Raw genomic sequence first — 26,156 nt, forward strand, 5'->3', positions numbered from 1 at the left:
TCTTTAAATGGAGGTGTTATAGTGGAGGAATTATTAAGTTTAGAGCATTTTAGAGAAGTAAAAAACAAAGGGTATGGATATATAGCCATTACAGATAAAAACTTACCTAAAAACTGTATCCATCATACATCCTGTTACGAAGTGAAAGAAATGTATTTTAATCAAAAGGTTATAATTAGTAACAGAAAAAACGGATCATATTATTTTACCGAGGAACCAATGTTAGCAATTTATACATTTGAAAAGATGGAAAAATGTAAAAAGTGTTTCTAGCACTAAAATCAATACGGAAAACCAAACAGAGTTCAAATCGGGGAGTATCCTCTAACAGGTCTATTAAGATGCCTAGCTTGTGGTGCAGGAATAGTGCATGGAAGAAGCAACTAATAGAAAAAAAAGATGGACCCAAAAGAGTGCTTGAGTAAAAGTGAATTAGTCGATCGTTTAGCAAAGATAAATGATGAGAAGCAAGTTTTAGAAGATAGGCTAAAACCTCTTGAAACACAGTTGAATCAAAGCAATCAAGTAGAAATATCAATAAAAGTAGTTAAAGAGGTTATGACTAACTTTGAAAAAGTTATTAAAGAGACTGTTACTACGGAACAGAAGAAGCATTTGCTACATTTACTAATAAGTAAGATTACTATAATAGATAGGAAAAAAATTGATTCTATACAAATACAACTTAATAACAGTTTAGTTGATCGCTTTACACTTAAAGGAGAAGAGAAATCGTCTGATGATGATTTCTCTTCTCCTTATTTAGTTCACTTTAATATAAAGGAGTAAAAAAGCCATAATAACTTTCTTCATCTCAGGGAAATGCAATAAATAAGATTGTCGAAATATGAAATAAATTGTCAGGAAAAAAATGTTAAATATGTTTAAATAGCTCGTATAATTGTACATATGTAAGGATTTTCTCTTTTACTCGTTAAAAGTTGTAAATATAGGGAGGTAACATATGTCAAATATTGTAGAAGGAAATAATTCACTTGAACTTATTGTTTCTAATGCAATGAAATTACCAGGTGTAAAGGTAGACAGAAATGAATTTTTAGCAAAAACCCTTGCCAATCGTATAGGACCCCATGAATTAAGTAATGTTTTAGAACTAGGACCTATCGAAGCTGGGATAGATCCCGAAAAGATTAATAGAATTGCAAAATCTTTAATTGAAAGACGCACGCTTCAAAGTTCAGGAGCTTCTTTTGCTGCTGGTCTTCCTGGTGGTGTAGCTATGGCAGCGACAATACCAGCTGATACCCTACAATTTTTTGGAGTAGCATTACGTTTAGCTCAAGAGTTAGCGTATCTTTATGGATATAAAGATATGTGGGAAGACGATGAATTGGATTTAGAAAGAGTAAGGGGAGAATTAATATTATTTCTTGGAGTAATGTTTGGTGTAGGCGGCTCAGCCTCAGCCTTGAAAGTTCTTTCTTCAAGGATATCACAGCAAGTATTAAAAAAGTTGCCTCAAAAAGCACTAACCAAAACCTTCTACTATCCTATAATTAAAAAGATAGCAGCTATGATAGGGGTAAAAATAACAAAAGAGACATTTGCTAAAGGTGTAGCAAAGGTAGTTCCTGTTTTAGGTGGAGCTGTTTCTGGTGGATTGACATATGCGTCCATGAAGAAAATGGGTAATCGACTTAGATTATCTCTTCATGAATCGGTAAATTATACTATGTCTGATTTAGAAAATGATATAAATGTAATTAAAAAGGAAATGCCAGATATTATTGATGCAGAGTTTACAGAATTAGAAGAGGAAATTATTGATTCACAAAGCCAAATGAATTAGGAATAATTAACCCAAAGAGTTGTATAAAAGACTAAAGGGGAAGAGTTTAGTTTCATCTAATGATGATTTCTATTCTTCTTTTTTAGTTTTCTTTGAAATATGAAAATAGGTGGAGAAAAGGATTCTAGCAAAATATTAAGTTAAGTATTTGGATTATTTTGACTTAATTAAAAGGATAATGGTAAAATAATGGTAGATTACGCCTCGTAAAAGTAGTTATGAGGGAAATTGGTGAATTTCTGTCAAGCTTTATCTCAATTGTAATAACAAGGCTAACCCAGCTAATTACAAACGATAACGCTTCTGAATAACTTGGCATTTGGATACCTCCAATCGTCATAATTAACCAATTCAATATACTAATTATAGTATAAGCTATTAGTGCATTTAGTAGCCTCTTTATAGGTTAGCGATGGTCTATAATTTGAAAGGAGAGTATGCTTGCAAGGGTTTCTTTAATAGAGTAATAGGCTACGATTACATACCCTTGCTAGCTCTGCCAAATATGAATAAAAAAAAGTATCGTATAAAGGGTTATAAGCACCTTGATAATAAAAAATCAATTGAAAAAGTTAAGGGTAAAATCCAAAATCCTCGATGGGTTGCTGAACATGGATTTTATCCGTTTATGCATTTTGAAATTAAATTTCAAAAGTATAGCAGAAAAGAAAAACAACCAAAAGAAAAAGTGCGTAAAATTTTTTATGCCTCTCACATTGATAGCTTTATATATAAGTACTATGGAGACAAGCTAAATAACCACTATAATTATGTTGTAGATAAACTAGGTATTAATGAAGTTGCGACGGCATATAGAAATAATTTTTCTGGAAAAAGCAATATTAACTTCGCTAAAGAAGTTATTGATTTTATAAAAGTGCAGAAAAGTGCATATATTTTTGTTGCTGACTTTACTAATTTCTTTGATACATTAGACCATAGGTATCTTAAAGAGAAAATCCGATATGTTCTAAACAAGGATACATTACCAGACGATTATTATAACGTCTTCAAGAATATAACAAGATTTAGTTACTTTATTAAAGATACCATAGAAGCAGAGTTAAAAGCTAAGTACACGGAAAGTGAAATTAAAAATAGTTATAAATATTTTACAGAAGAGGAATTCAGAGCTTTTAAGCATAAAAATATTTACAAGAATTCTAAGAGCTATGGAATTCCTCAAGGTGCAGGTATTAGTTCAGTCTGCTCTAATATTTATTTACTAGATTTTGATGAAAAAATAGAAAAATATGTAAAAGGACAAAAGGGATTATATAGAAGATATTGTGATGATTTAATTATAGTTATTCCTATTGAAGGAAAAGTCCAGGACTATAACCATCAAATTCACCAAAAAATTGTGGATGATATAAAAGAACAGATTCCAAATTTAGAAATACAACCTGAAAAAACAGGCAATTATTTTTATTCTGATAATCAGATTACAGATTTAGAATTTAATGAGACAAAATTAGACTATTTAGGGTTTAGTTTTAATGGTAAAGAAGTTCGAATTAGAGAAAAGAGTCTTTTTAAGTATTATACAAGAGCATATCGTAAAGTAAGGATATGCAATCGGAAATCAAAAGAGTTTGGTCGTAAATCTTATAGGAGAGAGTTATATAAGAATTACTCTCACTTGGGTAAGAGTAAGAAAGGACATGGGAATTTTCTTAGTTATGCTGAGAGAGCACAAAGAATTTTTGATGAAAATTCTAATACAGTTAACCTTATGGAAACTCAAGTGAAAAATCATTGGAAGAGAATTAAGTCTCGTTTGGAAGAGCCTAAATAAATTATTTGGAAGGTCTGACTCTTTTCAAGAGTTGGACCTTTTTAATAATAATGCTTAGCTGAATCGATTAAGTGAGGTGAAATATAATATGGGGAAATCAATTGTAAAGAATCAGCATTATGTTCCTCAAAGATACCTAAGAAAATTTGCAGTGGCTCAAAAAAAGAAAAATAAAAATATTTACCGCTTCAATATTTTTGATAAAGAAAAGCAAGAATCAAGGGAAAATCAGAATGTGGAGAATTATGCCTCTGAACGATACTTTTATGATGTAGCCTTCCATAAACTTCTTGAAGAGGCAAAAGCGGAAGGGATTACTATTGAAGACGGAATTGAGGATTTGACCGATAAAGTAGATAAACAGCATTTAGAAAATGTATTTGCAACAAAAGTTGAAACCACAATGTTTGACCCCTTTGAAAATATCATTACAAAATATACATTAACACCAGCAAATATGTATACAAAAGTGCAAGTAGTACCAGAGGAAGACAAGGCAACAATTGCCTACTATTTGGCGATCCAATTTGTAAGGACAAAAGAGTACCGAGAAAAGATAATTCAAATGTATGAAAAAGGTACAAAGCTATTACTTCGGAAGGGTTTAAAAAATGAAATTGATTCTGAATTTCTGGAAAGTTTAGAAATAAAGTTGAAAGAAAATAGGGTTAATTTAATTCATAATGAGCAGTTAATAGACACAGAATTATTAGAATCATTTGCTCAGATATTTTTAAAACATATTTGGATTTTTGCTGTTAACGAAACAGAAAACTTATTTTATACATCCGATAATCCATTAGTTTTTTATGGTCATAAAGAGCATCAGGGGCTAGGTAGTAAAGGTGTAGAAATAATTTTCCCAATTACACCAAAATTAGCGTTAGTGATGAGAGAAGTTGAACATTTCCAAAGAGATATACCGTTATACAATAGATTTATTCATATTCCTAAAGAATACATAAATTTCTATAATGAGCTTCAAGTAATTCAATCCTATAAGTATATTTTTTCAAAAGGCGAAAATTTACGTTTGGCTTTAGAGCTGATGGAAAAACATCCAGAACTTAAGGATATTAATAGGAGTAGGTTTCTGATGGGATAAAAACCTCATTTAGATAAACTGCGGAGAACCGTACCACAAGTGAGTGGCAAACAGAATATAACCTTACTTACAATTAAGAAATCACATTATGAAAAAGTTCAATCTAATTTAAGTTAGCCCATTATTGTTTATTTGGATATCAATATTATATAAAAATAAGCCTTTATTTAATTAAGTTAGAATAAAGTGTAAATGCTAATCTAAAAATGTACCACTTTTGATTAAACGCTCATCAAAAAATTGAACACCTCATAACACTTTCCTGTAATCTAATAATTGACCACATTATTAGTTTCAGGAGGAAAGGCATGTACGAGATGGCTGATTATGAGTTTATCAGAAATTTACATTTTAAACTAGGGGGGTCAATTCGCAGGATCAGTAAAGAACAACATATTTCAAGATAAACAATACGTAAAATTCTTGACTCTAGTTAACTACCCAAATATACGTTAACTGTAGAGAAATCAAAACCCGTAATGGACCCTTTCATACCCCTAATTACTGATTGGTTACGAAAAGTCTTGGAATCCCCTCCAAAGCAACGTCATACATCAGTAAGAGTTTTCAAGAGATTACGAGATGAATTTCATTTTACAAGTGGCGAATCAACTGTTTGTCGACATGTAAGTAAAATTAAGAAGTCTCTCGAACAAAACAAACCAAAAGGTTTTATCCCACAGGAATTCCCGCAAGGGTTATATGCCCAGTTTGATTGAATGCGCTGGAACCGTTTATGCCGTGATCTTCATCTTTGCCGGCCACCTGCCACGGATCGTAATCTTTAATATCATACTCTAGCTTCCATCTTACTGCTAGGTGGGGCCTATTTGACGTTCATTTCTAACCTCTCGTAACGGAGTGCGGAAAGTTGCCCCAGGTATGATAAGTGGAGATGCATTACTACTAAACCTATTGACGTGGAGTCGAACTACGCTAATAATTATTAATATACCGTTAAGGTACTACTTCAAATTCAGAGTAATAGTTTTTTCGTTGTGTTACCTATTCTATTTATGAAGGAGGCGCTCATTGTGAGTCGTAACATCGATATTATAAAGCGAAACGACGTGAAGATAACAGGACTTGGCGATAAGCCCGTTATCTTCGCTCCAGGCTTCGGTTGTGATCAGAGGATGTGGAGGTATGTCACTCCGGCTTTTAAAAAAGATTACCGAATTATTACCTTCGATTACGTAGGTGCAGGAAAGACCGATCTTCGGTTCTATGACCCTACAAAATACAGTCAACTCTCGGGTTATGCCCAAGACTTAATAGATGTTCTTGCTGCTCTCCAATTACAAGAAGCTATTTTCGTAGGACACTCTGTCAGCAGTATGATCGGACTGATTGCTTCTATACAGGATCCTAAGTATTTTGAACGTTTAATTATGATCGGACCTTCCCCGTGTTATATTAATGATCCTCCTGACTACGCTGGCGGTTTTGAAATAAGCGCTCTCGAAGGTCTCATTGAGATGATGGAGAAAAATTATATCCAGTGGGCAAACCAATTCGCACCTATGATCATGAAAAATGAGGATCGCCCCAATTTGTCCGAAGAATTGGAGGAAAGTTTCTGTTCGACCGATCCGAATATCGCCGTCAACTTTGCAAGGGCGACCTTCTTCTCCGATAACCGTAAGGATCTTTCGAAAGCGACCGTTCCGTCGCTTGTTTTGCAATGCGCTGATGATGCGATCGCACCCACAGAAGTAGGCGAATATATACATCGCCGTATGCCAGGCAGCGAAATTCGATTTATGAAAGCAACGGGGCACTGTCCTCATTTGAGTCATCCTGAGGAAACAGTAGCACTGATTAAAGACTACCTTTCAAAGTTGCAAGAAATATGAATGTAGATATAAATCAGATGCCGTGTGGATTTTTATCACTGTCCACAGACGGAATCATTCAGTCGATTAATGATAAACTCTTGGAGTGGATCATTGCAGAGCGCAGCAATACTGAGGGTCGGCAAGTGGATGCCATTCTAACGGAGTCAAGCAAGATTTTTTACCAAGTTTATATTTATCCTATGATGAAGATGCATGGCAAAGTGGAGGAGATGTACTTCTCTTTGAAATCCGGCGACGGGTCTGAAGTGCCAATCCTTTTTAATGGAATATGCTGCGAACGGGACGGAGTGATTGTCTTTGATTGTATCCTTATCAGAACAGTGAATAGACACAAACTAGAACATGAGCTCCTTCTTACGAAGAAAGCGGCGCAGCAGGCCAAGCAATCGATCGTTGAATCGGCAATTGACGCCATTATTTTGGCAAATCAAAGAATGAAAATTATAGCGTGGAACAAAGCGGCAGAGGAGCTCTTCGGCTATTACGAACAAGAAGCAATCGGGCAAGATATGGAGATCATTGTTCCTGAGCATCTCATAGAAACGTACCGTCGAGGTGTGGAGCGTCTCTGTGCCTCAGGACAAACAATGGCGATTGGACGAATGGTTGAATTGAGTGGACTTCGAAAAGACGGCACAGAGTTCCCTGCGGAAATTTCTCTTAACTGTTGGCAAACGAATGGCGAATATTACTGGAGCGCGATCATACGCGATATCACAGAAAGGAAAAAGACCCAGGAGCTTCTTTTGAATTCGGAGAAACTGAGCTTAGCGGGTCAGCTTGCTGCGAGCATCGCCCATGAAATTCGCAATCCTTTAACGGCGATCAAGGGATTTCATCAATTGATGGAATCAGAGGGTAACGGAAATCCTTACTATTTTGAAATTTTGACAGATGAACTGAATCGAATTGAACTCATTTTAAACGAGTTATTGCTCCTTGCAAAACCGCAAGCTAAGCAATTAAAGCAAGTGGATTTAAGAGCCTTGCTTGAACAGGTTTGCATACTTATGGAATCACAGATGCATTTACATAATATTGAAGTAGAAGTGAAGTGCGAACAAAATGTCCCGACTTTCATTCAATGCAATGAAAATCAAATGAAGCAAATATTTATCAATTTTCTTAAAAACGCGATAGAAGCGATGCCAAATGGTGGACAAGTAATAATAATGGCTAACAACATCGATGAGGAGAGTGTTCTCTTACGCATTATTGACCAGGGTGAAGGCATTCCCGAAGACAAACTTGAGAGAATTGGGGAACCATTTTATACAACAAAAGAAAAGGGAACAGGGTTAGGGCTTATGGTTTGTCGTAAAATCATTGAAGATCATCAAGGATCGTTAAACATCACAAGTAGATTGAACAAAGGAACCACGGTTGAGGTGCTCTTGCCACTTGGGGAAAAGCCGCAAAACTATGTTCCATCGGGGCACTAGTTGCTTGGTGGAATCTCAGAAAGCTATTCATAAAATGCAAAAAAATAATGAGCAAAGAATGTGCCTATTTTTGGCCGAATCGCTAAGTGGACCCTGCTTCCTGTCCGGAGGGCGGCTTCTAGACGAAATACGCGAGACACGATTCTCAGAAGGATTTTAATGCCCACATTGCATTCGGAAACACACTCTGCCAAGCGGGGTGTGTTTTATTTCGGATTCCAAAGGTCCCCTTAGAACCGGCATAGAACTTGGTGATAAAGATAGCATCATGGATTTGGAGCATAATCCCTATGGAGGAAAATGGCCTCACAGCCTCCGCTTTAAACCGTTGGATAAAGCAAGATCAGACCACCGGTTCTTTTAAGGAAATGAATAACCGTTTGCTGAGAGAATGAGTTAATCTCTTTACGTAAAGAGCTCCAGCGTCTCCAAATGGAGAACGACATTTTAAAGCAAGCCCCGCTGATCATGGGACGAAAGTAGCTATCATACGGAATAACATTAATTGTTCTCGAGTCTGTGTTAAAACTACAGACTATTTTTTCGTCGATAGCCGCGCTACGACGAACCGTATCACAAGTAAGTAAATAAGGTAAAAAAAATACCCGAAGATACTATTATATACTGTTTTTTTCTTTGGTCGGCGATAATATTGATTTTCTTACTTGAAGACCACTATTCATAATCTCTGCTTGACCCAAAAAGTACAAAAATGCGAAAGTTGGAATTCGAGTGATGGATGTATTAGTGATTGAATTGACTGAAATAAGAACCAGAATGGACCGGATTATTTTCACTCTCTGTGGTGCAACGAAATTTTTTCCCTTAATGGATGGCTAATCGATGCGATGATTGTGTGAAGAATTATTTAACAAGCCGAAAATATACAAGTTATTATACATAACTTGATATTTTCGGCTTGATATTTTTGGAGATTTGTATGCCTTCTTTTTCTATCTATACATTTAGAGCTGTTTTACTGACCGGTAGTTGACTCGGTTGTTTTAATACACCATAGCCTAATATGATATAACTTAGACCCCATGCTAAAGGAAGGTAGATACCTGCTGGTGAGAACATCATTAAAACAAATAGAATCATGAAAACCGCACCTGCACGTGGTAATACTTTCGCACGAAATGTGACAATTGAAAATAATATACTTCCTAAAGTTAAACAAGCCATCATGAGAATATTAATGATGATTAAATCAGGCTTTGGCTGGAATCCTGCTAATGTCATATAGGCTCCTAGTGTTACAAGTATGTTCCCTACTGTTAAGAGCATAAAGGAAATAAACCCTAAAACCCCTATTTTTTCAGCTTGAGCTAAATATAAACCAATTGCACCAATTGTCATTAAGACACAGGCCGTAAATCCTGGCCACATTTCTTCAGGACTATCTTGGCCAAATATAAGTGCCATAGGTGTCATAAACAATCGGACAACTCCTGCAAGAATAGCGATATAAGCAATCCATTTTGTTATTTTTTCTACATTCATCGTATAATCACTCCACTTTATTATTTTTTACATATTGGGAACTAGCCTATAAACGGCCCTCCTTCTTTGCCTTCGTGTCGTTTATTTACAAATACATCTTATCAAGAAGGAGTTTCCCATTGAAAAAGGGAACGGTTCCTATAGGATGGGAAAATGATCTGGGAAAGTGAAAAGGTGGATTACGGGATTGGAAATACTTGCTATAATTTATTTAGAAATATGAGAGAGTGGGAGAGCGTTTATGAAGGGTGTTAGTAGAAGTCTGAGCGTTTTTCGTATATTTGTAGCCCTAATTTGTTTGGGGTTCATCACACTATTTATTGCGAATATCCCAGTTTACTATGAAAGACTTGCAACCGATTGTATCTACAATGAGTGTTTTGCCGCGCCTAGTCCCCCTCCAGGAACTGAGAATCTAAATGAAATAGGAATGAACGAAAAACTTTTTGCGTTATTTTATACCGTTCTAGAGTGTGTATTTATTTTCATTTTCTTAATAGCAGCAGCCTTGATATTCTGGAAGCGAAGCCATGAACTCATGGGCTTATTAGGAACACTATTACTCGTTTCATTTGGAATTTCTTTTGCCTCAATAATTTCTGTGCCTGCTGAAAATATTCCTTTGTTGATGCAAATCAATGATGCCATGAGCTTTATAGGATGGGGTTCATTAAGTGTTTTTTTCTTCTTATTTCCAAATGGTCGTTTTGTCCCCAAATGGAGTATGTGGATCTTTTTTTTAACGATTGGTCTCCTCTCTTTAACTTATCTAGAAAACCTACCTAAATGGGTTGTTTATTTTCGAATACTTTTCATCTTTGGTTTCCTGCTTTACTCCCAGATTTATCGCTTTCGAACTGTTTCGACACAAGTGGAAAGGCAACAAACAAAGTGGGTGGTATACGGTTTTTCAGTAGCAATCTCAGGTTTTTTATGTGTAGTATTCATCCCTTTATTGTTCAATCCAAATATATTTGAAGAAGGCAGCATTCAGTATTTTATGATATTTAATAGTTTCGTGTATTTTTTACTACTCCTTATCCCAATTACATTAACATTTGCACTTCTTCGTCGCAGGCTGTGGGATATTGATCCATTGTTGAATAGAACGATTCTTTATGCAATTATGGTTGTCGTAGTAATAAGCATTTATGTCGCAGTTGTTTGGTATTTGAGTAGTATGTTTAATACAAATGACAATTTTATTATATCCATTATTGCTACTAGTATCGTAGCGATTTCTTTTTCTCCCATAAAGGAGAAGGTACAGCAGATGATCATTCGCAGGATGTATGGTGAACAAGGAAATCCTTACTTTGTGGTAGCTTTGTTAGGAAAAAAAATACAGGAATCACAAACTCCTGAACAGGTGCTTGACCAAGTTGCGCGAACGTTAAAGGAGGTATTGAGACTTCCTTACACTGAAATCCAATTACTACAAAATAATGAAGCTATCACTCTTACACATAGCGGAACAAAGCAAGAGGAAGTCCATCCATTACCAATCACCTATCGAGGGACAAAATTAGGGTATTTAAATGTTGCTCCGCGTTCTTCCGGGGAAGCTTTTACAAAATCTGACGAGAAGTTATGGGAGGTCCTTATTCAACAGCTAGGTCCTCTTTTACAAGACTTAAAAGCAACTATGGACTTAAAAGCAATAAATCGAGATTTACAACATTCACGAGAGAAGCTTGTACTAGCTAGAGAAGAAGAAAGGCATTATTTACGCCGCAATTTACATGATGACCTAGCTCCGAGATTGGCTGCATTAGCCTATACAGCTGCAGCAGCAGAGGATTTAGTAGATAAAGAGCCTCATATTGTAAAAAATCTTTTAATAGAGCATCAGAAAATGATTTTAGGAACAGTTGACGATATTCGACGATTGGTATACGACCTAAGGCCGCCCACAATTGATGAATTAGGATTAGTTGAAGCGTTAAGGCAACGAATTCATGAGATTACATCTATAAGAAAGAATCATGACTCAAGCATTTATCTTACTTATGAAGCGCCTTCAAAATTATCCGATATTCCTGCTGCAGTTGAGGTTGCCGTGTATCGAATCATTTCAGAGTCAGTTGTCAATGTTGTCCGTCATTCAAAAGCAAGGCATTGTGGAGTTAAGATTATTCTTACAAACAATCGGTTAGAGCTTGAGGTGATGGATGATGGAATTGGTATATCATTTAAAAAAGAATTCATTTCCATGGGGGGACTCGGTTTACCTTCAATGAAGGAACGTGCGTCAGAACTTGGTGGAGAATTATCAATTGAACAAAGAAAGGAGGGGGGAACCCGTATTTTTGCGTGGATTCCCATCTCAACAAATACGACAATCAACATGGGGGGAATTAAATGAATAAAATTCGTGTTCTAATAGCAGATGATCATCCCTTTTTTCGATATGGTGTATCTACGTATTTAAAAACAGTACCCGAGATTGAAATAGTAGGTGAAGCAGCTACAGGTGAGGAAGTTATCAATCAAGCTAACAAATTAAAGCCAGATGTCATTCTAATGGATATCAGGATGCCTGTGATAAATGGAATTGAAGCAACAAAGAAAATAATAGGAGTAAACCCAAATATTCATATTTTAATGTTTACAATGTTTAAGGATGACCAATCTGTCTTTGAGGCGATGCGAGTAGGAGCGAAGGGATACATTTTAAAAGATGCAGGAAAAGAAGAGATTATCCGGGCTATTAAAACGGTAGCAGCAGGGGAAGCAATCTTTAGTGCAAGTATAGCTGCCAAAATGGTTCATTACTTTTCCTCAACAAGACCAGCAGCAAGTGAACAGTTATTTCCAGACTTAACGAGTCGTGAAAGGGAAGTATTATATCTTATTGCTGATGGCGCAATAAATCGGGAAATTGCAGATCATCTGCAGATTAGTAATAAAACCGTGTCAAACTATGTAACGAATATTCTCAACAAATTACAGATCTCTAGTAGAGAAGAAGTAATTCAGATTGTAAATATCTCAAACCTCGATAAATAAAAAGGTAAATATATAATAATGAATAGTAAAAATTCTTTATTAAAACCTTATTCAGAATACTAACGTGAACCTTATCAGAAATAGAGGAAAAAAGTGTACGTCCATTGTTATCTATTCGACAAATATCGAGTAGTGATAGGCACCTAAAACATTGAAACAAAATGTCAGTTTTTACCGTCTAACTCTATAGGGGTGATGTCAGTGAAAAAAATCATTTTAATGATGTTTGTTTTATTTGTCATTGCAGGTTGTATGCGGCAGGAAAATTCATCTGAAACACCAAACAATCAACCAACTGAAATTATACAAGATGACAAAGATCCAAACAATGAGACCGAAAACAATTCTTCTGCAGTTCAAGAACAACAGAGTAACAGTAGCACAGAGAAGGAAGAACCAACTGTGGAAGATAGTGAACATACAGGGATAGATACGGAAAATCGAACGATTGTAAAGGTGCCCATAAGAGATGAATCCAGCCAAAATCCACTTATAGCAAAGTTTATTGCCGAACTGAAAACGGTCATTAAGGAAAAGAATAAAGAAAATCTTCTACAACTACTATCAGACGAAATCAAGTTCTCCTTCGGTGCAGAGGAAATCGGGAAAGCAGGATTCGTAAAAAAATGGAACCTAGATCAGCAGCCTGAAAACTCTAGAGTGTGGATTGAGCTCCAAGACGCTTTAGCACATGGGGGAACACTACATGAAGATTCTTATACAGCTCCTTATATTTACCTGAATTTTCCCGAAGGATATGATGCCTTTAATTATGGTGCGATACTCGGAGAACGGGTGAATCTTCGAACGACCCCTTCTCTGAATTCTGAAACCATTTTGCAATTGAGCTATGAAGTGGTTGAAATGGTAGGAGAATATACAGAGGAAACGGTCAAAATTGACCAGGAGCTGTATCACTGGGTAAAGGTTAAGACACTGGACGGAGTTATGGGCTACGTTGCAGGGAAGTATGTTAGAACGTCAGTCGATTATCGTATAGGAATAGATAAAGATGAATCGGGTCAATTAAAAATTCAGTTTTTCATTGCAGGTGATTAGTCAAAAAGAGTATATGGTGTTTATATGTTGAGAGCCAAAAGTGAACAAAGAATGGAGTCGAGAAGGGACAGCAACTATGTCTCTTTATTTAGCCGGACTGTGGCAGAGTCCCTATCTATCCCCCTCTCTCAAAAAGGCATCGATTAATGGATTTTCAATGCATTTTTGCCTCATAAATAACCACGGTGGGCGGTACCATAAGACAAGGCTTTTTAAACTTTTTTTATGACTGCTTTTAAAACCAAAAGACAACCAAGGTAATCTACATATTCCTCGGTTGTCTTTTGGTTTATTAATTTTTATACACCAATCGCCTTAATACTATTTCCAATGGACCATTCATATTTTGTTCTTCCAATATAGTAGCCAAAACGGCAGAAAGGGTCCAAATCCCCACTGCAATCATAGCAGCTATACCGTTACTCACATGTCCTCCTAAATCAAGTGCTACTGGTGATAGGAATAGAACGAGCATGGCCTCATTCCAAACATAGAATGTTAATGAACGTTTCCCTAAAGCCATTATAGAAAGGCTAATGCGCCCTGGTCTTTTTAACTTGGCACCAATTATTCCAAAAATCGCCGCATAGGCTAATCCTCCAGCGATTCCTGTTAACATGTGGAGTCCGGAAATTAAACCTGCTATAAAGAAACTAGGGTGCCATACACTCCCTAAAAAGGATAAAGGTAACGATCCTAGTAAGGAGACAGTCAACCCAATAATGGTTATGCAAATAAGTGTCCTTATATGTTGTTCGGGTTTTGTTAAAAACTGATTTCTAGCAATCCACATTCCTATTAAAACGGAAGGAAGAATCGGGAACATAAAATGAATCATGATCGGAATAATAGGAAAAGAAAACAGGGTTAACATCATTGTATTTACGTATGTGTCTGTTGCTGAAACCTCTGGAGGAAAACCATAATTTCCGATTTCTTGCAGGTTAAAGCCCCAAATAATAGGAATAGAAAGACAATAAAATAAAGTGATAATAGTAAACGTTCGGATTAGTGCTTTGATTTCACGTGATAAAAGCCAGCTAACGAGAAGTCCTGCTAAACCGTATGCCATAAGAATATCTTGACCGCCAATGAAGACCGCTAATATGATTCCAAATAGAATTAAGTACCAGGAACGTCGTCGTATTGTTTTTAAGGCATCCCTTTCTTTTTTTCCTTTAGATATTTGACTTTCAAATGACAGTACTAAACCATATCCTAATAATACGGCAAACATTGCTCTTGCTCGGTTATCAATAAAGAACATGCCAAAAAGGTTCACGACGTGATCAAAGAAGTTTATGCTTTCCACCCTGTGCATAATTCCAGGTTCAGAGGTGTATAAATACAGTGGGGCATGTGCGAGTGCTATAAGTAGTAACATAGTACCTCTAGCTAGATCTAATGAATAGGCACGTTTTTTTCTTTCAGTTGTTCTATTGTTTAAGGGAACGGACATACTGATCTTCTCCTTGGACTTTGACAAATACGCCTTGCTCATTCAAATCTTTACGTAAATGCTTTGCTTTTTTGTATTTCTCTCCCGAATTGCACTTCGTATTACATTCAAAATAGTATTTATACTTGAACGAATCGCTCTGTCTAGACAATGAGTCTCTTTATCATTTTTATGAGTTCGTCTGAGTAATTTTCCACCGGGATAGAAGAATTTGCCTTTAACATTCTTTCTTCTATCGCTCCGATAATAAATGAAGCTACTATTTCAGTTTGAAAGGATTCAGTAAACTCACCATTTTGTTGGCCAACTTTGAGAATTTCCAATAACATCATTCTAAGAGCGTCTTCGTCATTTTCTTCTTCCATTCTGTAATAAGGCACATCCTCTTCATTTCGGGCATTAAAGACAATCTCAATTAATGCAATAGTATGTTTATAATGAGTTTCTTGATAGGCTAAATGTGCTTCAATAAAAATCTCTAGTTGTTTCGCTGCTGACTGGGCTAATATAACCTTACTACTAATAAAATCATGTTGCTTTGAAACTAAAAAATGTAATGTATGGTTCATTAGGTCAAGCTTATCGTTAAAATGATAAGAAATTAGTCCAGTGCTAATCTTAGCCTTTTTCGCTACCTTCGTTAAGCTTAAGTTGTTATATCCAACTTCTTCTAATGTATCGATACAAGCGAGAATAATTTGCTCTCTTCTAACCTCTGCAATTAAAGAATCAGTCATGCTATTCAACTCCTGAGTTACATTTTTTTGATTAATAAATCAAAAAATTGATTGGATGTTCAATTAAATTCTAGTAAGGAAATAGAATTTTGTCAAATGGTTAATGAATACTATGTATTATGGGATTTGAAAAGAGAATCAAAAAATTAAATAAGGGGGAATTTGGACGAAGAATGGTAATTTAGGAGCTAGCAAGAAAATTGAGGTGTCATGCATATGAAACCTAATTTGATGCATTACGTTTAAACGTACTTTTAATTAAGTACGGTTTTGAAATATATAAATAGAATAGAAGCTAATAATCAAATAGCTACATTTATCTTATATTTTGCAAAGTTAAATTACATTTTACGTTAGTTCGGTAGCCCTAGAAATGAATAGAAATTTATTTTTTGTTATATGGGTTTAACAACGAATAGAATGTTTGTCAGGCAAGAGTGATCGTTATCAATTATAAGATTCGATTAACTCTTTTTTTGTTGTTGTTATATTTTTTGAAAATTAACAATTTTTAAATTTGACTATTGAATCACACGTAACGTGTTGTTTTATAATGTAAGAAATGAAGAAGGGAGGTTAGGATATGTACACTATTGGAAAATTATCAAAAAGTACAGGAGTTACTGTAAGGACATTAGATTATTATGATGAAATTGGTTTAATTACACCTTCAGCTAAAACGAGCGGAGGTCATCGTTTATATGATGAGGACGACGTCATGCGGCTAGAACGTGTTTTAGCATTAAAGTACATGGGATTCTCACTGGAACAAATTAAAGACATATTAAGAGAATCACCTTCGACCTGGCAGCAGTCGATACAGCAGCAATTAGAAATGATTAGACGGGAACAGGAACGTTTAAAGATGTTAGAACAAGCACTTACTGGTGTTTCGTATTCCATTGAATTTGAAGGAGAAATCAATTGGTCCATTATTTTCAGTGTTATTCAATTGTATCAACAAAATCCTGAGGATGCCTTTCAACAATATAAAGATTTCTTAAACAACGAAGAAATGAGAAAAATTATGGATGCTGATGCAAGAATGAGTGAGGAAGACATCAAGGAATGGATGAGAATCATTAATGATATCAAAAATAACCTTGAAATTGATCCAAGTTCCGCAAAGGCACAACAACTAGCTGAAAGGTGGTTAACCCAGGTAGAGAATATGTTTGGTAATGATGAAGAATTACTGGGGAATATGTGGGAAGCTCTACAGAATTTAAAGGATGGTATTGCCTTTTATCCTATGGATAAAGATGTCATCCATTTCATTGAGCGTGTCTTTATTGCAAAGGAGGAGTCGAAATAATGATACTCACTGTAAAAGGGCTAACGAAGGTTTTCAATGGTAGAGGTAAATCTCAGACAATTGCTAATGATAATCTTTCATTTAGTATTGATGAAGGAGAGATATTCGGGCTTCTCGGACAGAATGGTGCTGGGAAAACGACATTGGTAAATCAAATAGTAGGGCTATTAACCCCTGATCGTGGTGATATTCATTTGCTAGGTGAATCGATACTTCAAACACCGGCTCGTGCAAGATCGATTTGTTCCGTGCAGCCCCAGTCTCAAGTGCCACTAGGTTTTCTGACCCCAAAGCACGCCGTTTCACATATGGGTAAAATGAGAGCGGGAAAATACTTTAATCCAAAGCGGATGGAAGAGCTTTTTGAGGCGTTGGATATGGGCGAATGGGTAAATACGGAAGGTGTGAAGCTTTCGGGTGGTGCCAGGCGTCTGACAGCCTTTTGTATGGCCGTAATAGCTCCTGGTCAATTAGTTATACTAGATGAACCGACAAATGATGTTGACCCAGTTCGCAGACGTTACCTTTGGCAAGTGATACGTGACCTAACGAATGATGGTACTTCGGTTATTTTAGTTACGCATAATGTGCTAGAAGCTGAAAAGGCGGTTGATCGCGTGGCAATAATAAATAAAGGGAAGTTTTTAGCTCAAGGGACCCCTTCAGAAATAAAGAGTTCCGTAAGTAATCAAGTGCGTATTGAGATCAGCTTAGCTAAAGAGTCAGCAAAAATCAACATACCAAGTTGGGCTCTTTCCTCCCATCAAAATGGAACCCGTTTATTGTTCTCAATGGCCCCATCAAACGTATCATCAACCATTGATTGGGCAGCAGATCAGGTGGAAAAAGGATGTATCATGGATTATTCGTTGTCTCCAACTACAATTGAGGATGCTTATATTGAATTAACTTCTAATAAGGTGGAGGTATCGCAATGAATATATTAAGCCATTACAAGTATGTTTTCCAAATGCAGTTTTTAAGAAATTCAGGTTTTTTAATCGTTATGGCATTCATTCAGATCTTGATATCGATAGGAATAGTTATTGGCTTTACCTATCTGATTCCAAGTCCCAATACTAGTTCCATCCTCTTTTTAGCTACTGGAGCCCCCACTATTATTTTAATTATTACTGGATTAGTTATCTTGCCTCAACAAGTCGGTACTGCAAAAGCAGATGGATATATGGAATTTATGCGAACATGGCCAGTCAATCGTTCCGTTATTCTGGGTGCCGATACAACATTATGGCTATTAATCACCATTCCAGGGATTGTAGTTTCTTCCTTTGTCGCACACCTATTATACAGTCCAGGATATGATATCTCTTGGACAGTAGTTCCTGCTCTGCTCATGATTGCCTTAACATCGATTGGGGTTGGATACGGATTCTCCTATCTTTTGTCACCAAATGCTTCACTTTCACTATCACAACTCATAATCTTTGGGGCGCTTATGTTTTCACCCGTAAATTTCCCGATGGAGCGACTTCCGGAATGGCTCCAAACACTTCATGAACTATTACCAATCTATTCAATGGCCGAAGTTATGCGTGCATCACTAGCTTCCTCTAACTTCGATGCAACCCTAGGGAATTACATGAATTTAATGGTCTGGTGTATAGTAGGCTACGGTGGTGCCATTTATATATTAAATAAAAAGTAAATGTGTAAAAAAACGAATGTTAGCTTAGTGTGATGAACCGTACTAAAAATGAAGGCTTATCCAAAGTAGATAAGCCTTTTATATTATCCTAAGACTATATGAATTCGTGGAAAATTAGTACGTAAAAAAATTAAACTCACTTTACCAGAAGATTCAAAGGTTTGCACAATTGAAGAATTAACTCAACCACGCGAAGTTTCCAATTAAATAAACTAAGCAGAAAGTAATACTTCCTTCCGAACTTCAAGTTTCCGGTAAAAAAGTGCAAGTAGCATCGAAGGAATAGAACAGGCAATCATCCCGATAAAGGCGTACCTAGGTTCAATATCAAATAAATAGCCACCGAAGATTGTGAACACTGCAGTCCCCCAGCTAAGGGCAAACGCGGAGTACATACCTTGTACTGTCGGTATTTGTTCTTGAGGAACGTTTTTGGTTAAGTATTTCATAAAAGCATAATGCCCCATCGCAAATGAGAAAGCATGTAAGGTTTGCGCCATACAGAAAACGATAACAGTTGGAAAGAAAAAAACCAATATCCAACGCACAGTTGATCCAAGTGCAGACAAAGCAAGTAAAGAGCCTACTGAAAACCGATGGAACAATCGATCTGACAAAGAGAAGAAAATGATTTCTGCAATAACAGCGATGTTAAGGATCAGACCAATTAAATAATGAGAAGTATCGATTTCTTGTAAGAAAAGATAACCATAGCTGTAATAAGAAGCGTGTGCCGCTTGAAGTAAAATCACAATAACAAGCACCATACCAAAGTGTTTAAAGGTGAGTAATTTTAGCAAACCTACTTTTTCAGGTTGACGCTTTTGCGGTTTTTCAGATAAGACTTGAGGTGCACGGTTAAATCCAAGACATACAAATACCAATGTACCAAGAAACAGTGCCCATAAAATCACTTCATCTCCAAATAGCCCGGTAAAGACGGTTAAGATCATACCGGCTGCAACAAACCCGATGGATCCCCACTGACGGCTTCTTCCATAATGTTTTAATTGTTTACTTTGCAAAAGGACGCCAGCAGCACTATCTAACGCAGGCATCAGCGTAGGGTAAAAAAAGTGTAATACTAAGGTGACGATGAGTAAGCTGGTAAAGGAACTTGCTGGTATATAACAGAGAATCGCAAGTAGGGTCCCGATTCCTGCTCCATTTAATATCGTTTTACTACTAAATTTCCCTGATAAATAAGGAAACGCAACTAATGTTGAAAGACCTCTTATAACCAAACCAAAGCTCATAATTATACTAGCTTGAGTAACCGTAATCCCTTTTGTATGGATCATCCATCCTGTCCAATAGGGTAGAAAAATACCCCATGTCATAAAAAAACTAAAAAACTGTTTACTCATCCAGCGTTGTGTGTTCATTCTGTATTCCCCCAATGGTTGCATGATATCATGGAAATATGAATGAATAATATGAGATATCTCATATTTTGAGGTGAATAATGGAAATTTTTAAAGGTGAAAAAAAGCGGTTATATGTGAAACAGAACTCGATTGCCCATTTATTTTCTTTTCCAGTCGAACAGTTCATAGAAGTACATGAATATCAACGTGATGAATGGATTATTCAAGAAGGAACGAGACCAGATTTTCTATTTTATGTGGTGGAAGGAAAAGCAAAAATATATATAACACATCAAAATGGGAAAGTATCTTTACTAAATTTTATTAATGCAAATGAATACATTGGGGAAATGGAATTATTACATGATGTGTACTATACAAAAGGAATCCAAGCTACAACCAAGACCATTTGCTTTGCGCTGCCTATTCATTACTATCGCACGCAGCTATTGGAAGATGCGAAGTTTCTAAGAGAATTAACGAAGTTTTTAAGTGTAAAGGCAACACTGATGGCAGCAAAGTATTCCCAAAGTCTCGCTTTTCCGCTTGAAAACCGGCTTGCAGATTTTATTTTGCAAACTGCGGATGAAGGGATTTATAAGGAAAAGCACGTTGCGGTTTGTGATTATTTAGGCGTATCGTATCGGCACTTATTGCATGTCCTTACACAATTTTGCGAGAAAAGGTATTTGCAAAAAGAAGGACGAAACTATCAAATTATCCAGTACGATGCATTATATGAACTAGCTGAAATGTTGAAGAATAAGTGACAAAGTAGACTTGCTTGTTGTGCCGTCATTTTCACTGAGTAAATGCAGATTTTTTTCTGTCATATAGAAGTTATAAACAAAAGAAGGAGCGGAGGGGAGACAATGATGGCAGCATTCCTAAAGGGTCCAAAGTGTAAGTCAGAATATACATATGAAAGAGGCCGTACATACAAGTCGGCCCTCTTTATAGTATCAATATTATGTTGAAGATTACTTCGAAGGATTCAATATTCACGCCCTAAAATCTAGAGGTAGGGTCTACAAAATTAAGGAACCAGGAGAAGACCTTTTCCTAGGAATTATTCGGGAACCTCTTGGTTACCAACTCCTAGTGTAAAATTGAAAACCGATAGGTAGATTTTAAGGATCTTTTGGTAACTCCTTTGGATCTAAAACGACAGAAGTTACTGAAAAATACTTTGAAATTACGTTAGTAAGGCTTTTGGTGCAACATTTTCTGAACAAGGGTAGATATCTTGCCCTTTTTTAGTTTATCTAGGGAAACGACTTTACCATCAATGGTTACAGCAGGAAATTTTGCTATCCCATATTCGGCTATTTTTGATTCCATCAAGAATGTAGTATTTGAGTTTACTGCATCATAGACAAGAAATGAGCAACGCAAGCAAGCGTAGTTTTTTACTTGGTTCTCGATTATGTCACTCGGAAAACGGCTACTATCTGTAAAAATTTCAATGGTTTTACCCATGCTTATCACCCTTTTTTAGTTTTACTAAGACAGGACAATCCTGTTTATTCCTTGGATCTGAATGGATAGCGGAGAAGTTGCTTGCTCTAACAAAGATTTGAAATATTCCATTCTGGCAATTGTTTCGTTTAATTCATGGAATTTTATCAACAGCGAATGTATACATTTCATCAGTTGGAAAGTGCTCCTGTTTGAGTAATGCTAATATGTGTTCGATCTCGTTTAAGGTGAATCCGATTTCCTGTGCTTTTTTGATAAGTAATAGATCCTCGACTGCTGATTCAGAAAAAAGTCTGTACCCTGAATGGTCTCTTTCTGGTGTGGGGAGAAGTCCCCTTTTTTCATAATATTTGATAGTCTCTACGTTTACGTTAGCTGCTTTGGCCACCTGACTAATTTTTAGATTCTTCAATTTTGTCATCTCCTCCCAACGGTATTGTACACCCGGTAGTATAGGACCGGGTCAAGTAATGAAATGATAATTAGCCCTACAAAAACCTTTTCTTAAATTGGAGAGAAATTCCTGTGGTAGATCATACTTGCAAATTTAGGTAATAGGCCGACTTACCATCAATAAAATTCGGATTATTCAGAATTATTACGGGTTATATGACTTTTGCACTATATATTTCTAAGAAAAAATGATATTATTGAACTAATAAAAATTATTTAAGTACTAGTCCATAGAAAGGCAAACTCATTGGAAGGTGAGGACGTAAGGCTACAGAACTTGGATGAAATCCTAAGGTGGCTGTGTTGCAAAAAGGATATATAGGGAAAAATTAAACGATAAAGAGCTTATATTTATCACATGGACAAATACTACTTTTTTCCTATAAAATAAACCACTCATAAATGAATAACTTTAGTGTAGTTTCTCCAAGGACATTGTGGAGTGAAAGGAATAAACATACATATTCTTATTTTTATACTGTGAGGGGATCCTATGTTAAAGATTGGGCGTTTTCATATACATACTCTAATTATGTTCGTCGTTGTATTCTTTGTATGGGGTTTACTATTCAGGGAAAATGATTGGATGCGATCATTAGGTGTAAGTGTACTTCAAATTATAGCTGGAGTACTGAGTATTAATTGGCTGTATATAGCTTATCGAAGATTAACCCATAAAAACAAGCGTTTTTGGTTATTATTAGGAATTGGTGTACTTCTCAGTACGAGCTCCAATCTAGTTTGGTTATTTTTTCAGATTAGCCAACGTGCTATTTTGTTTACGGATGCCTCCTATATAATTTGGTTGCTATCCTACCTCTTCTATTTGGCTGCATTAATTTATAAGACGAAACAAATAAGTACTGAAGTTCCAAATAGCCCTTATGTTTTCAACATTACTATTTTTATGATTACGGCTGCGGCTATTAGTAGTTACTTTTTAATCAAGCCCATAGCCCTTTCAGATTATTCCTTATTGCTTACAATTATCACGTTGGCTTATCCGATTGCTAGTTTAAGTATCTTGTTTGTGATTACCCTGTTATACTACCTGATTCAACATAATCCTGAAAAAAATCATATGCTCTTCATTATTATAGGTTTCTTTCTTCAAGTAGTGGCTGATTCGGGATATGCATATTTATCGATAACGGGTGGGTATGAAGTAGGGAACATTATTGATTTATTTTGGCTGATAACCATATTGTTAATTGGATTTGCAGGCTTCTATGCAAAGGAAGATGGCAAAAAAACAGTGTTAGAAATTAAAAATCCCTTTGAAAAAAGAGATACGGTATTCCCATATTCAAGTGTAATGATTCTCCTATTCCTAGTCATTTATAGTTATCAATGGGAGTTAAATGCCCTAAGCATAGGTTTAATTATTATATTCTTTATGATTATTGGTCGCCAACTAAAAATTTTGAGGAAAAATGAGAAACTTATGGGCGAATATATGTATTTAGCATACCATGACACTCTGACAGGGCTGAATAATAGAACAAGTTTTAAAGAAGTACTAAGTCAAAAGATGAGAAATTCAAAGGACAGTCATAACAGGTTTGCAATATTGCTAATAGATCTTGATAGATTTAAAGTTATCAATGACACTTTAGGTCACTTTATTGGAGATAGTATCTTAATAGAAGCCTCAAAGCGTTTAAGAAATTGCCTAGAAGTAAATACTCAAATATTTAGATTAGGTGGGGATGAATTTGTAATTATTGTTCCTGAAGCAACGGAATGGCAATGTTCGGTGGTGGCAGAAAAGATACTAGAAAAATTTCAAACACCTTTTATAGTTGGTGACAAAGAAATTATTGTAACCCCTAGTATCGGGATTAGTATATTTCCTGAAAACGGTCTTAACGTTGAAGACCTTCTTAAAAACGCTGATGCAGCTATGTATCTAGCAAAGGAAAGTGGGAAGAATAGTTTCAGATTTTTCAATATAGAATTAAATAAAGCCATGGTGAGAAAAATGGAGATAGAGCATCAATTAAGAAATGCTATTGCTACTAATCAGCTTTCTATCTTCTACCAGCCGAAAGTGGATCTTCGAACAAAAAGAATTATTGGGGCTGAAGCCTTATTAAGATGGGAACACCCAGAACTAGGTCCTATTTCTCCTCTAGAATTTATACCAGTCGCTGAGGAAACAGGTCTTATAGTCTCCATAGGTGAATGGGTTTTACAGATGGCTTGTAAACAAAATAAAATGTGGCAGGAAAAAGGTCTTCCCTCTATATCTGTATCGGTGAATGTATCCGTTAGGCAATTCCAGCAAGGGGACTTTTTAAAAAACGTAAGGGAGGTTCTGCATGAAACAAAGCTAGAACCTAAATATTTAGAGTTAGAGATAACAGAAAGTATCATGCAGAATATTAAGGAAACGAAAGGGGTACTAAATGGATTGAGAGACATGGGTGTAAAAACAGCGATTGATGACTTTGGAACTGGATATTCTTCGTTACATGTTCTTCAAAAATTGCCGATTGATACACTAAAAATAGATAAATCGTTTATTGATGAAATAAACGATTATAACAATCAATGTTCGATGGTAAAGGCTATTATAGATTTAGGATTAAATTTGGGGCTAACTATTGTCGCTGAGGGGATAGAACACAAGCACCAAATGAAAGTATTAGTAGAGAATAATTGTACTATCGGTCAAGGATACCTCTTTTCAAAAGCAGTTGAACCCAGTGAGTTTGAAAGTATTCTTTTAGCAAATCACTTAACACCTTTATCAAATTTCTCCTAAATTTTTAGCCCCTCATAAGGGGCTTTTTATTATAAAGAAAATATAAAAGTTTTCAGCAAGAGAATGGGCTAGCTCCAGTACCCAGCCACTCGAGGTCAAATAACCTAAATGAGTAAAAAGGGAAAAGCACCCTTTTTCTCATTTAGGAACAATTGCTCTGCCTTAGGCTATAAAAAAGTTATTTTGGTACTTGGCATACATTCAGATTTCATCCATTTGTTCAGATGATAGGGTAAGGATGTGTATATTGTATTTATGGAAGTACTATTAAAACGGTAGATTGCGGTACAATTTTATCCAGTGATAGGAATACAAAGAAATCAAAAGAAAATGTAGGACAAGCGCTGTAAAATAAATCACTTAAAAATTAAAAATAGCAAGATATGCAAATACGTACAAACATTAAAATTGATAAACTAAAGTTAAGATTAAAAGTGAGAGTGACTAGGATGGGAAATTTAAATCAATTTTATGTTGAGTCTATAAACAAAGTAATTGATTATATTGAAAAGGATTTATCAGAAAAATATTCACTAGAGCAGTTATCTAAAATTGCAGGTATCTCTCCATATCATTTTCATAGAATATTTAAGTCTATTCAAAATGAGAACTTAAATGATTTTATTATTCGATTAAGATTAGAAAAATCACTGTTTTTACTAAGAAGAACTCCTATTAACAGAATGGTAGAAGTAGCACTTGAATCGGGTTTTTCATCTTCATCAGCGTACAATCGTTCTTTCAAGAAACATTATGGAATGAGTCCAATAGAATACTTAAATAATATATATGATATTGATATGAAAACAGGTAATCATGTGCCTGTTATTACAAGAACTCCAATTAGAAAGTATGAAATAAAAATTCAAACTCTCTCTAGCAAACCAATTGCATATTATCGTGTTCACGATTCTTATAATGAAGAGAAATGGATGAAGGGTTACGTAGAATTAATAAACTGGGCAAAGCGAAAAGAAATCATAAATAGAAATACTAGACTAATTGGCATGTCAATTGATGATCCTGAAGTGACACCATTAGACAAGTGTCGATATGACATTGCTATTACCGTAGAAGAGCCAATTGAATCTAATGGATTTATTGGTGCAGGAATATTTAACGGTGGTTTAACTGCTGCCCTACACTATAAGGACACTATTGATAATCTCCAAGAAGCCTATGATTATTTTTTTGATGAGTGGCTTCCGAGAAGTCGTTACAAGCCTAGGCATTTACCTGCCTTTGAAATATATCATGAATCTCCGCCAAAAATAAATTTTGAACAATTAAATATGGATATTTGTATACCAATTGAACTTATTAACTAA

General features: G+C 35.7%; 23 protein-coding genes, 1 pseudogene and 1 riboswitch. Of the genes and pseudogenes, 16 read left to right on the top strand and 8 right to left on the bottom strand.

The window, feature by feature from the left end; translation table 11 throughout:
• The first annotated feature begins 21 nt into the window (after nt 1-21).
• From ACFSCX_RS00380 to ACFSCX_RS00390, 3 genes are all read left to right on the top strand, one after another.
• Nucleotides 22-273, top strand: coding sequence for a hypothetical protein (locus tag ACFSCX_RS00380; RefSeq protein ID WP_377926091.1), 252 nt, complete (start codon nt 22-24; stop codon nt 271-273).
• A gap of 126 nt (nt 274-399) precedes the next feature.
• Nucleotides 400-789: a hypothetical protein gene (locus ACFSCX_RS00385; protein WP_377926092.1), complete on the top strand. Its 390-nt coding sequence runs from the start codon at nt 400-402 to the stop codon at nt 787-789.
• A 175-nt stretch (nt 790-964) separates the two neighbouring features.
• Entirely contained in the window at nt 965-1,810 is an 846-nt protein-coding gene (locus ACFSCX_RS00390; protein WP_377926093.1) for a bacteriochlorophyll 4-vinyl reductase, read from the top strand.
• 163 nt (nt 1,811-1,973) lie between these two features.
• Here the strand turns inward: ACFSCX_RS00390 and ACFSCX_RS00395 are convergent, their stop codons facing one another.
• Entirely contained in the window at nt 1,974-2,129 is a 156-nt protein-coding gene (locus tag ACFSCX_RS00395; protein WP_377926094.1) for a hypothetical protein, read from the bottom strand.
• A 105-nt stretch (nt 2,130-2,234) separates the two neighbouring features.
• Here ACFSCX_RS00395 and ACFSCX_RS00400 point away from each other — a divergent pair, with 105 nt between their 5' ends.
• The 4 genes from ACFSCX_RS00400 to ACFSCX_RS00415 all read left to right on the top strand — a co-directional run bounded on the left by ACFSCX_RS00400 (nt 2,235) and on the right by ACFSCX_RS00415 (nt 8,014).
• Complete coding sequence (locus ACFSCX_RS00400; RefSeq protein ID WP_377926095.1) at nt 2,235-3,608, top strand: reverse transcriptase domain-containing protein; 1,374 nt, start codon at nt 2,235-2,237, stop codon at nt 3,606-3,608.
• Between the two features lie 76 nt (nt 3,609-3,684).
• On the top strand, nt 3,685-4,713 hold the full coding sequence (locus tag ACFSCX_RS00405) for a DUF4238 domain-containing protein (RefSeq protein WP_377926096.1): 1,029 nt from the start codon (nt 3,685-3,687) through the stop codon (nt 4,711-4,713).
• 1,034 nt (nt 4,714-5,747) lie between these two features.
• Nucleotides 5,748-6,569 (top strand): alpha/beta fold hydrolase, encoded by an 822-nt coding sequence (locus ACFSCX_RS00410; RefSeq protein WP_377926097.1) that lies wholly within the window; start codon nt 5,748-5,750, stop codon nt 6,567-6,569.
• Nucleotides 6,566-8,014: a PAS domain S-box protein gene (locus ACFSCX_RS00415; RefSeq protein ID WP_377926098.1), complete on the top strand. Its 1,449-nt coding sequence runs from the start codon at nt 6,566-6,568 to the stop codon at nt 8,012-8,014. Before ACFSCX_RS00410 ends, ACFSCX_RS00415 begins: the two co-directional genes overlap by 4 nt.
• 957 nt (nt 8,015-8,971) lie before the next feature.
• Here ACFSCX_RS00415 and ACFSCX_RS00420 read toward each other — a convergent pair.
• Entirely contained in the window at nt 8,972-9,517 is a 546-nt protein-coding gene (locus tag ACFSCX_RS00420; RefSeq protein ID WP_377926099.1) for a hypothetical protein, read from the bottom strand.
• Between the two features lie 241 nt (nt 9,518-9,758).
• On the opposite strand from ACFSCX_RS00420, the gene ACFSCX_RS00425 reads away from it, so the two are divergent.
• From ACFSCX_RS00425 to ACFSCX_RS00435, 3 genes are all read left to right on the top strand, one after another.
• On the top strand, nt 9,759-11,882 hold the full coding sequence (locus tag ACFSCX_RS00425; protein ID WP_377926100.1) for a sensor histidine kinase: 2,124 nt from the start codon (nt 9,759-9,761) through the stop codon (nt 11,880-11,882).
• Nucleotides 11,879-12,526: a response regulator transcription factor gene (locus ACFSCX_RS00430; protein ID WP_377926101.1), complete on the top strand. Its 648-nt coding sequence runs from the start codon at nt 11,879-11,881 to the stop codon at nt 12,524-12,526. Before ACFSCX_RS00425 ends, ACFSCX_RS00430 begins: the two co-directional genes overlap by 4 nt.
• A 201-nt stretch (nt 12,527-12,727) precedes the next feature.
• Nucleotides 12,728-13,585 (top strand): SH3 domain-containing protein, encoded by an 858-nt coding sequence (locus ACFSCX_RS00435; RefSeq protein WP_377926102.1) that lies wholly within the window; start codon nt 12,728-12,730, stop codon nt 13,583-13,585.
• Between the two features lie 292 nt (nt 13,586-13,877).
• On the opposite strand, the gene ACFSCX_RS00440 is transcribed toward ACFSCX_RS00435, so the two are convergent.
• The 3 genes and pseudogenes from ACFSCX_RS00440 to ACFSCX_RS00445 all read right to left on the bottom strand — a co-directional run bounded on the left by ACFSCX_RS00440 (nt 13,878) and on the right by ACFSCX_RS00445 (nt 15,781).
• A complete protein-coding gene (locus ACFSCX_RS00440; RefSeq protein WP_377926103.1) occupies nt 13,878-15,044 on the bottom strand; it encodes a DUF418 domain-containing protein in 1,167 nt (388 codons plus the stop codon).
• Nucleotides 15,022-15,170 (bottom strand): annotated as a pseudogene (locus ACFSCX_RS25690) (CysS/YqeB C-terminal domain-containing protein); the annotation flags it as partial. The pseudogene ACFSCX_RS25690 and the gene ACFSCX_RS00440, both read right to left, overlap by 23 nt.
• A 17-nt stretch (nt 15,171-15,187) precedes the next feature.
• Nucleotides 15,188-15,781: a TetR/AcrR family transcriptional regulator gene (locus ACFSCX_RS00445; RefSeq protein ID WP_377926104.1), complete on the bottom strand. Its 594-nt coding sequence runs from the start codon at nt 15,779-15,781 to the stop codon at nt 15,188-15,190.
• 583 nt (nt 15,782-16,364) lie between these two features.
• Here ACFSCX_RS00445 and ACFSCX_RS00450 point away from each other — a divergent pair.
• The 3 genes from ACFSCX_RS00450 to ACFSCX_RS00460 are packed head-to-tail and all read left to right on the top strand — an operon-like array spanning nt 16,365 to nt 18,762.
• On the top strand, nt 16,365-17,096 hold the full coding sequence (locus ACFSCX_RS00450; RefSeq protein WP_377926105.1) for a MerR family transcriptional regulator: 732 nt from the start codon (nt 16,365-16,367) through the stop codon (nt 17,094-17,096).
• Nucleotides 17,096-18,034 carry an ABC transporter ATP-binding protein gene (locus tag ACFSCX_RS00455; protein WP_377926106.1) on the top strand — a complete coding sequence of 313 codons (939 nt, stop codon included), beginning with the start codon at nt 17,096-17,098 and terminating at the stop codon, nt 18,032-18,034. The genes ACFSCX_RS00450 and ACFSCX_RS00455 overlap by 1 nt, the downstream gene beginning before the upstream one ends.
• Nucleotides 18,031-18,762 (top strand): ABC transporter permease, encoded by a 732-nt coding sequence (locus ACFSCX_RS00460; protein ID WP_377926107.1) that lies wholly within the window; start codon nt 18,031-18,033, stop codon nt 18,760-18,762. The genes ACFSCX_RS00455 and ACFSCX_RS00460 overlap by 4 nt, the downstream gene beginning before the upstream one ends.
• Before the next feature lie 212 nt (nt 18,763-18,974).
• Here the strand turns inward: ACFSCX_RS00460 and ACFSCX_RS00465 are convergent, their stop codons facing one another.
• Nucleotides 18,975-20,147 (bottom strand): MFS transporter, encoded by a 1,173-nt coding sequence (locus ACFSCX_RS00465; RefSeq protein WP_377926108.1) that lies wholly within the window; start codon nt 20,145-20,147, stop codon nt 18,975-18,977.
• Nucleotides 20,148-20,227: 80 nt separating this feature from the next.
• Here ACFSCX_RS00465 and yeiL point away from each other — a divergent pair, with 80 nt between their 5' ends.
• Nucleotides 20,228-20,899, top strand: a complete 672-nt coding sequence (gene yeiL / locus ACFSCX_RS00470; protein ID WP_377926110.1) for a transcriptional regulator YeiL — start codon at nt 20,228-20,230, stop codon at nt 20,897-20,899.
• Between the two features lie 430 nt (nt 20,900-21,329).
• Here yeiL and ACFSCX_RS00475 read toward each other — a convergent pair whose 3' ends face one another.
• Nucleotides 21,330-21,608, bottom strand: coding sequence for a hypothetical protein (locus ACFSCX_RS00475; protein WP_377926112.1), 279 nt, complete (start codon nt 21,606-21,608; stop codon nt 21,330-21,332).
• Nucleotides 21,609-21,741: 133 nt separating this feature from the next.
• On the bottom strand, nt 21,742-22,020 hold the full coding sequence (locus ACFSCX_RS00480) for a MerR family transcriptional regulator (protein WP_377926113.1): 279 nt from the start codon (nt 22,018-22,020) through the stop codon (nt 21,742-21,744).
• A 268-nt stretch (nt 22,021-22,288) separates the two neighbouring features.
• A riboswitch (cyclic di-GMP riboswitch) is annotated at nt 22,289-22,372 on the top strand.
• Nucleotides 22,373-22,554: 182 nt separating this feature from the next.
• On the opposite strand from ACFSCX_RS00480, the gene ACFSCX_RS00485 reads away from it, so the two are divergent.
• Nucleotides 22,555-24,828: a putative bifunctional diguanylate cyclase/phosphodiesterase gene (locus tag ACFSCX_RS00485; RefSeq protein WP_377926114.1), complete on the top strand. Its 2,274-nt coding sequence runs from the start codon at nt 22,555-22,557 to the stop codon at nt 24,826-24,828.
• Nucleotides 24,829-25,277: 449 nt separating this feature from the next.
• Nucleotides 25,278-26,156, top strand: coding sequence for an AraC family transcriptional regulator (locus tag ACFSCX_RS00490; RefSeq protein ID WP_377926115.1), 879 nt, complete (start codon nt 25,278-25,280; stop codon nt 26,154-26,156).

Origin of the sequence: Bacillus salitolerans, assembly GCF_042680805.1 — a bacterium.
Lineage (GTDB): Bacteria > Bacillota > Bacilli > Bacillales > SA4 > Bacillus_CJ > Bacillus_CJ salitolerans.

What these genes read in the sequence shown, in the direction of transcription:
- ACFSCX_RS00385 (WP_377926092.1), top strand. Translation starts at nt 400, where the DNA reads ATGGACCCAAAAGAGTGCTTGAGTAAAAGTGAATTAGTCGATCGTTTA.
- ACFSCX_RS00415 (WP_377926098.1), top strand. Translation starts at nt 6,566, where the DNA reads ATGAATGTAGATATAAATCAGATGCCGTGTGGATTTTTATCACTGTCC.
- ACFSCX_RS00460 (WP_377926107.1), top strand. Translation starts at nt 18,031, where the DNA reads ATGAATATATTAAGCCATTACAAGTATGTTTTCCAAATGCAGTTTTTA.
- ACFSCX_RS00440 (WP_377926103.1), bottom strand. Translation starts at nt 15,044, where the DNA reads ATGTCCGTTCCCTTAAACAATAGAACAACTGAAAGAAAAAAACGTGCC.
- ACFSCX_RS00465 (WP_377926108.1), bottom strand. Translation starts at nt 20,147, where the DNA reads ATGAACACACAACGCTGGATGAGTAAACAGTTTTTTAGTTTTTTTATG.
- ACFSCX_RS00455 (WP_377926106.1), top strand. Translation starts at nt 17,096, where the DNA reads ATGATACTCACTGTAAAAGGGCTAACGAAGGTTTTCAATGGTAGAGGT.
- ACFSCX_RS00475 (WP_377926112.1), bottom strand. Translation starts at nt 21,608, where the DNA reads ATGGGTAAAACCATTGAAATTTTTACAGATAGTAGCCGTTTTCCGAGT.
- ACFSCX_RS00430 (WP_377926101.1), top strand. Translation starts at nt 11,879, where the DNA reads ATGAATAAAATTCGTGTTCTAATAGCAGATGATCATCCCTTTTTTCGA.
- yeiL (WP_377926110.1), top strand. Translation starts at nt 20,228, where the DNA reads ATGGAAATTTTTAAAGGTGAAAAAAAGCGGTTATATGTGAAACAGAAC.
- ACFSCX_RS00425 (WP_377926100.1), top strand. Translation starts at nt 9,759, where the DNA reads ATGAAGGGTGTTAGTAGAAGTCTGAGCGTTTTTCGTATATTTGTAGCC.
- ACFSCX_RS00395 (WP_377926094.1), bottom strand. Translation starts at nt 2,129, where the DNA reads ATGCCAAGTTATTCAGAAGCGTTATCGTTTGTAATTAGCTGGGTTAGC.
- ACFSCX_RS00420 (WP_377926099.1), bottom strand. Translation starts at nt 9,517, where the DNA reads ATGAATGTAGAAAAAATAACAAAATGGATTGCTTATATCGCTATTCTT.
- ACFSCX_RS00490 (WP_377926115.1), top strand. Translation starts at nt 25,278, where the DNA reads ATGGGAAATTTAAATCAATTTTATGTTGAGTCTATAAACAAAGTAATT.
- ACFSCX_RS00450 (WP_377926105.1), top strand. Translation starts at nt 16,365, where the DNA reads ATGTACACTATTGGAAAATTATCAAAAAGTACAGGAGTTACTGTAAGG.
- ACFSCX_RS00445 (WP_377926104.1), bottom strand. Translation starts at nt 15,781, where the DNA reads ATGACTGATTCTTTAATTGCAGAGGTTAGAAGAGAGCAAATTATTCTC.
- ACFSCX_RS00390 (WP_377926093.1), top strand. Translation starts at nt 965, where the DNA reads ATGTCAAATATTGTAGAAGGAAATAATTCACTTGAACTTATTGTTTCT.
- ACFSCX_RS00485 (WP_377926114.1), top strand. Translation starts at nt 22,555, where the DNA reads ATGTTAAAGATTGGGCGTTTTCATATACATACTCTAATTATGTTCGTC.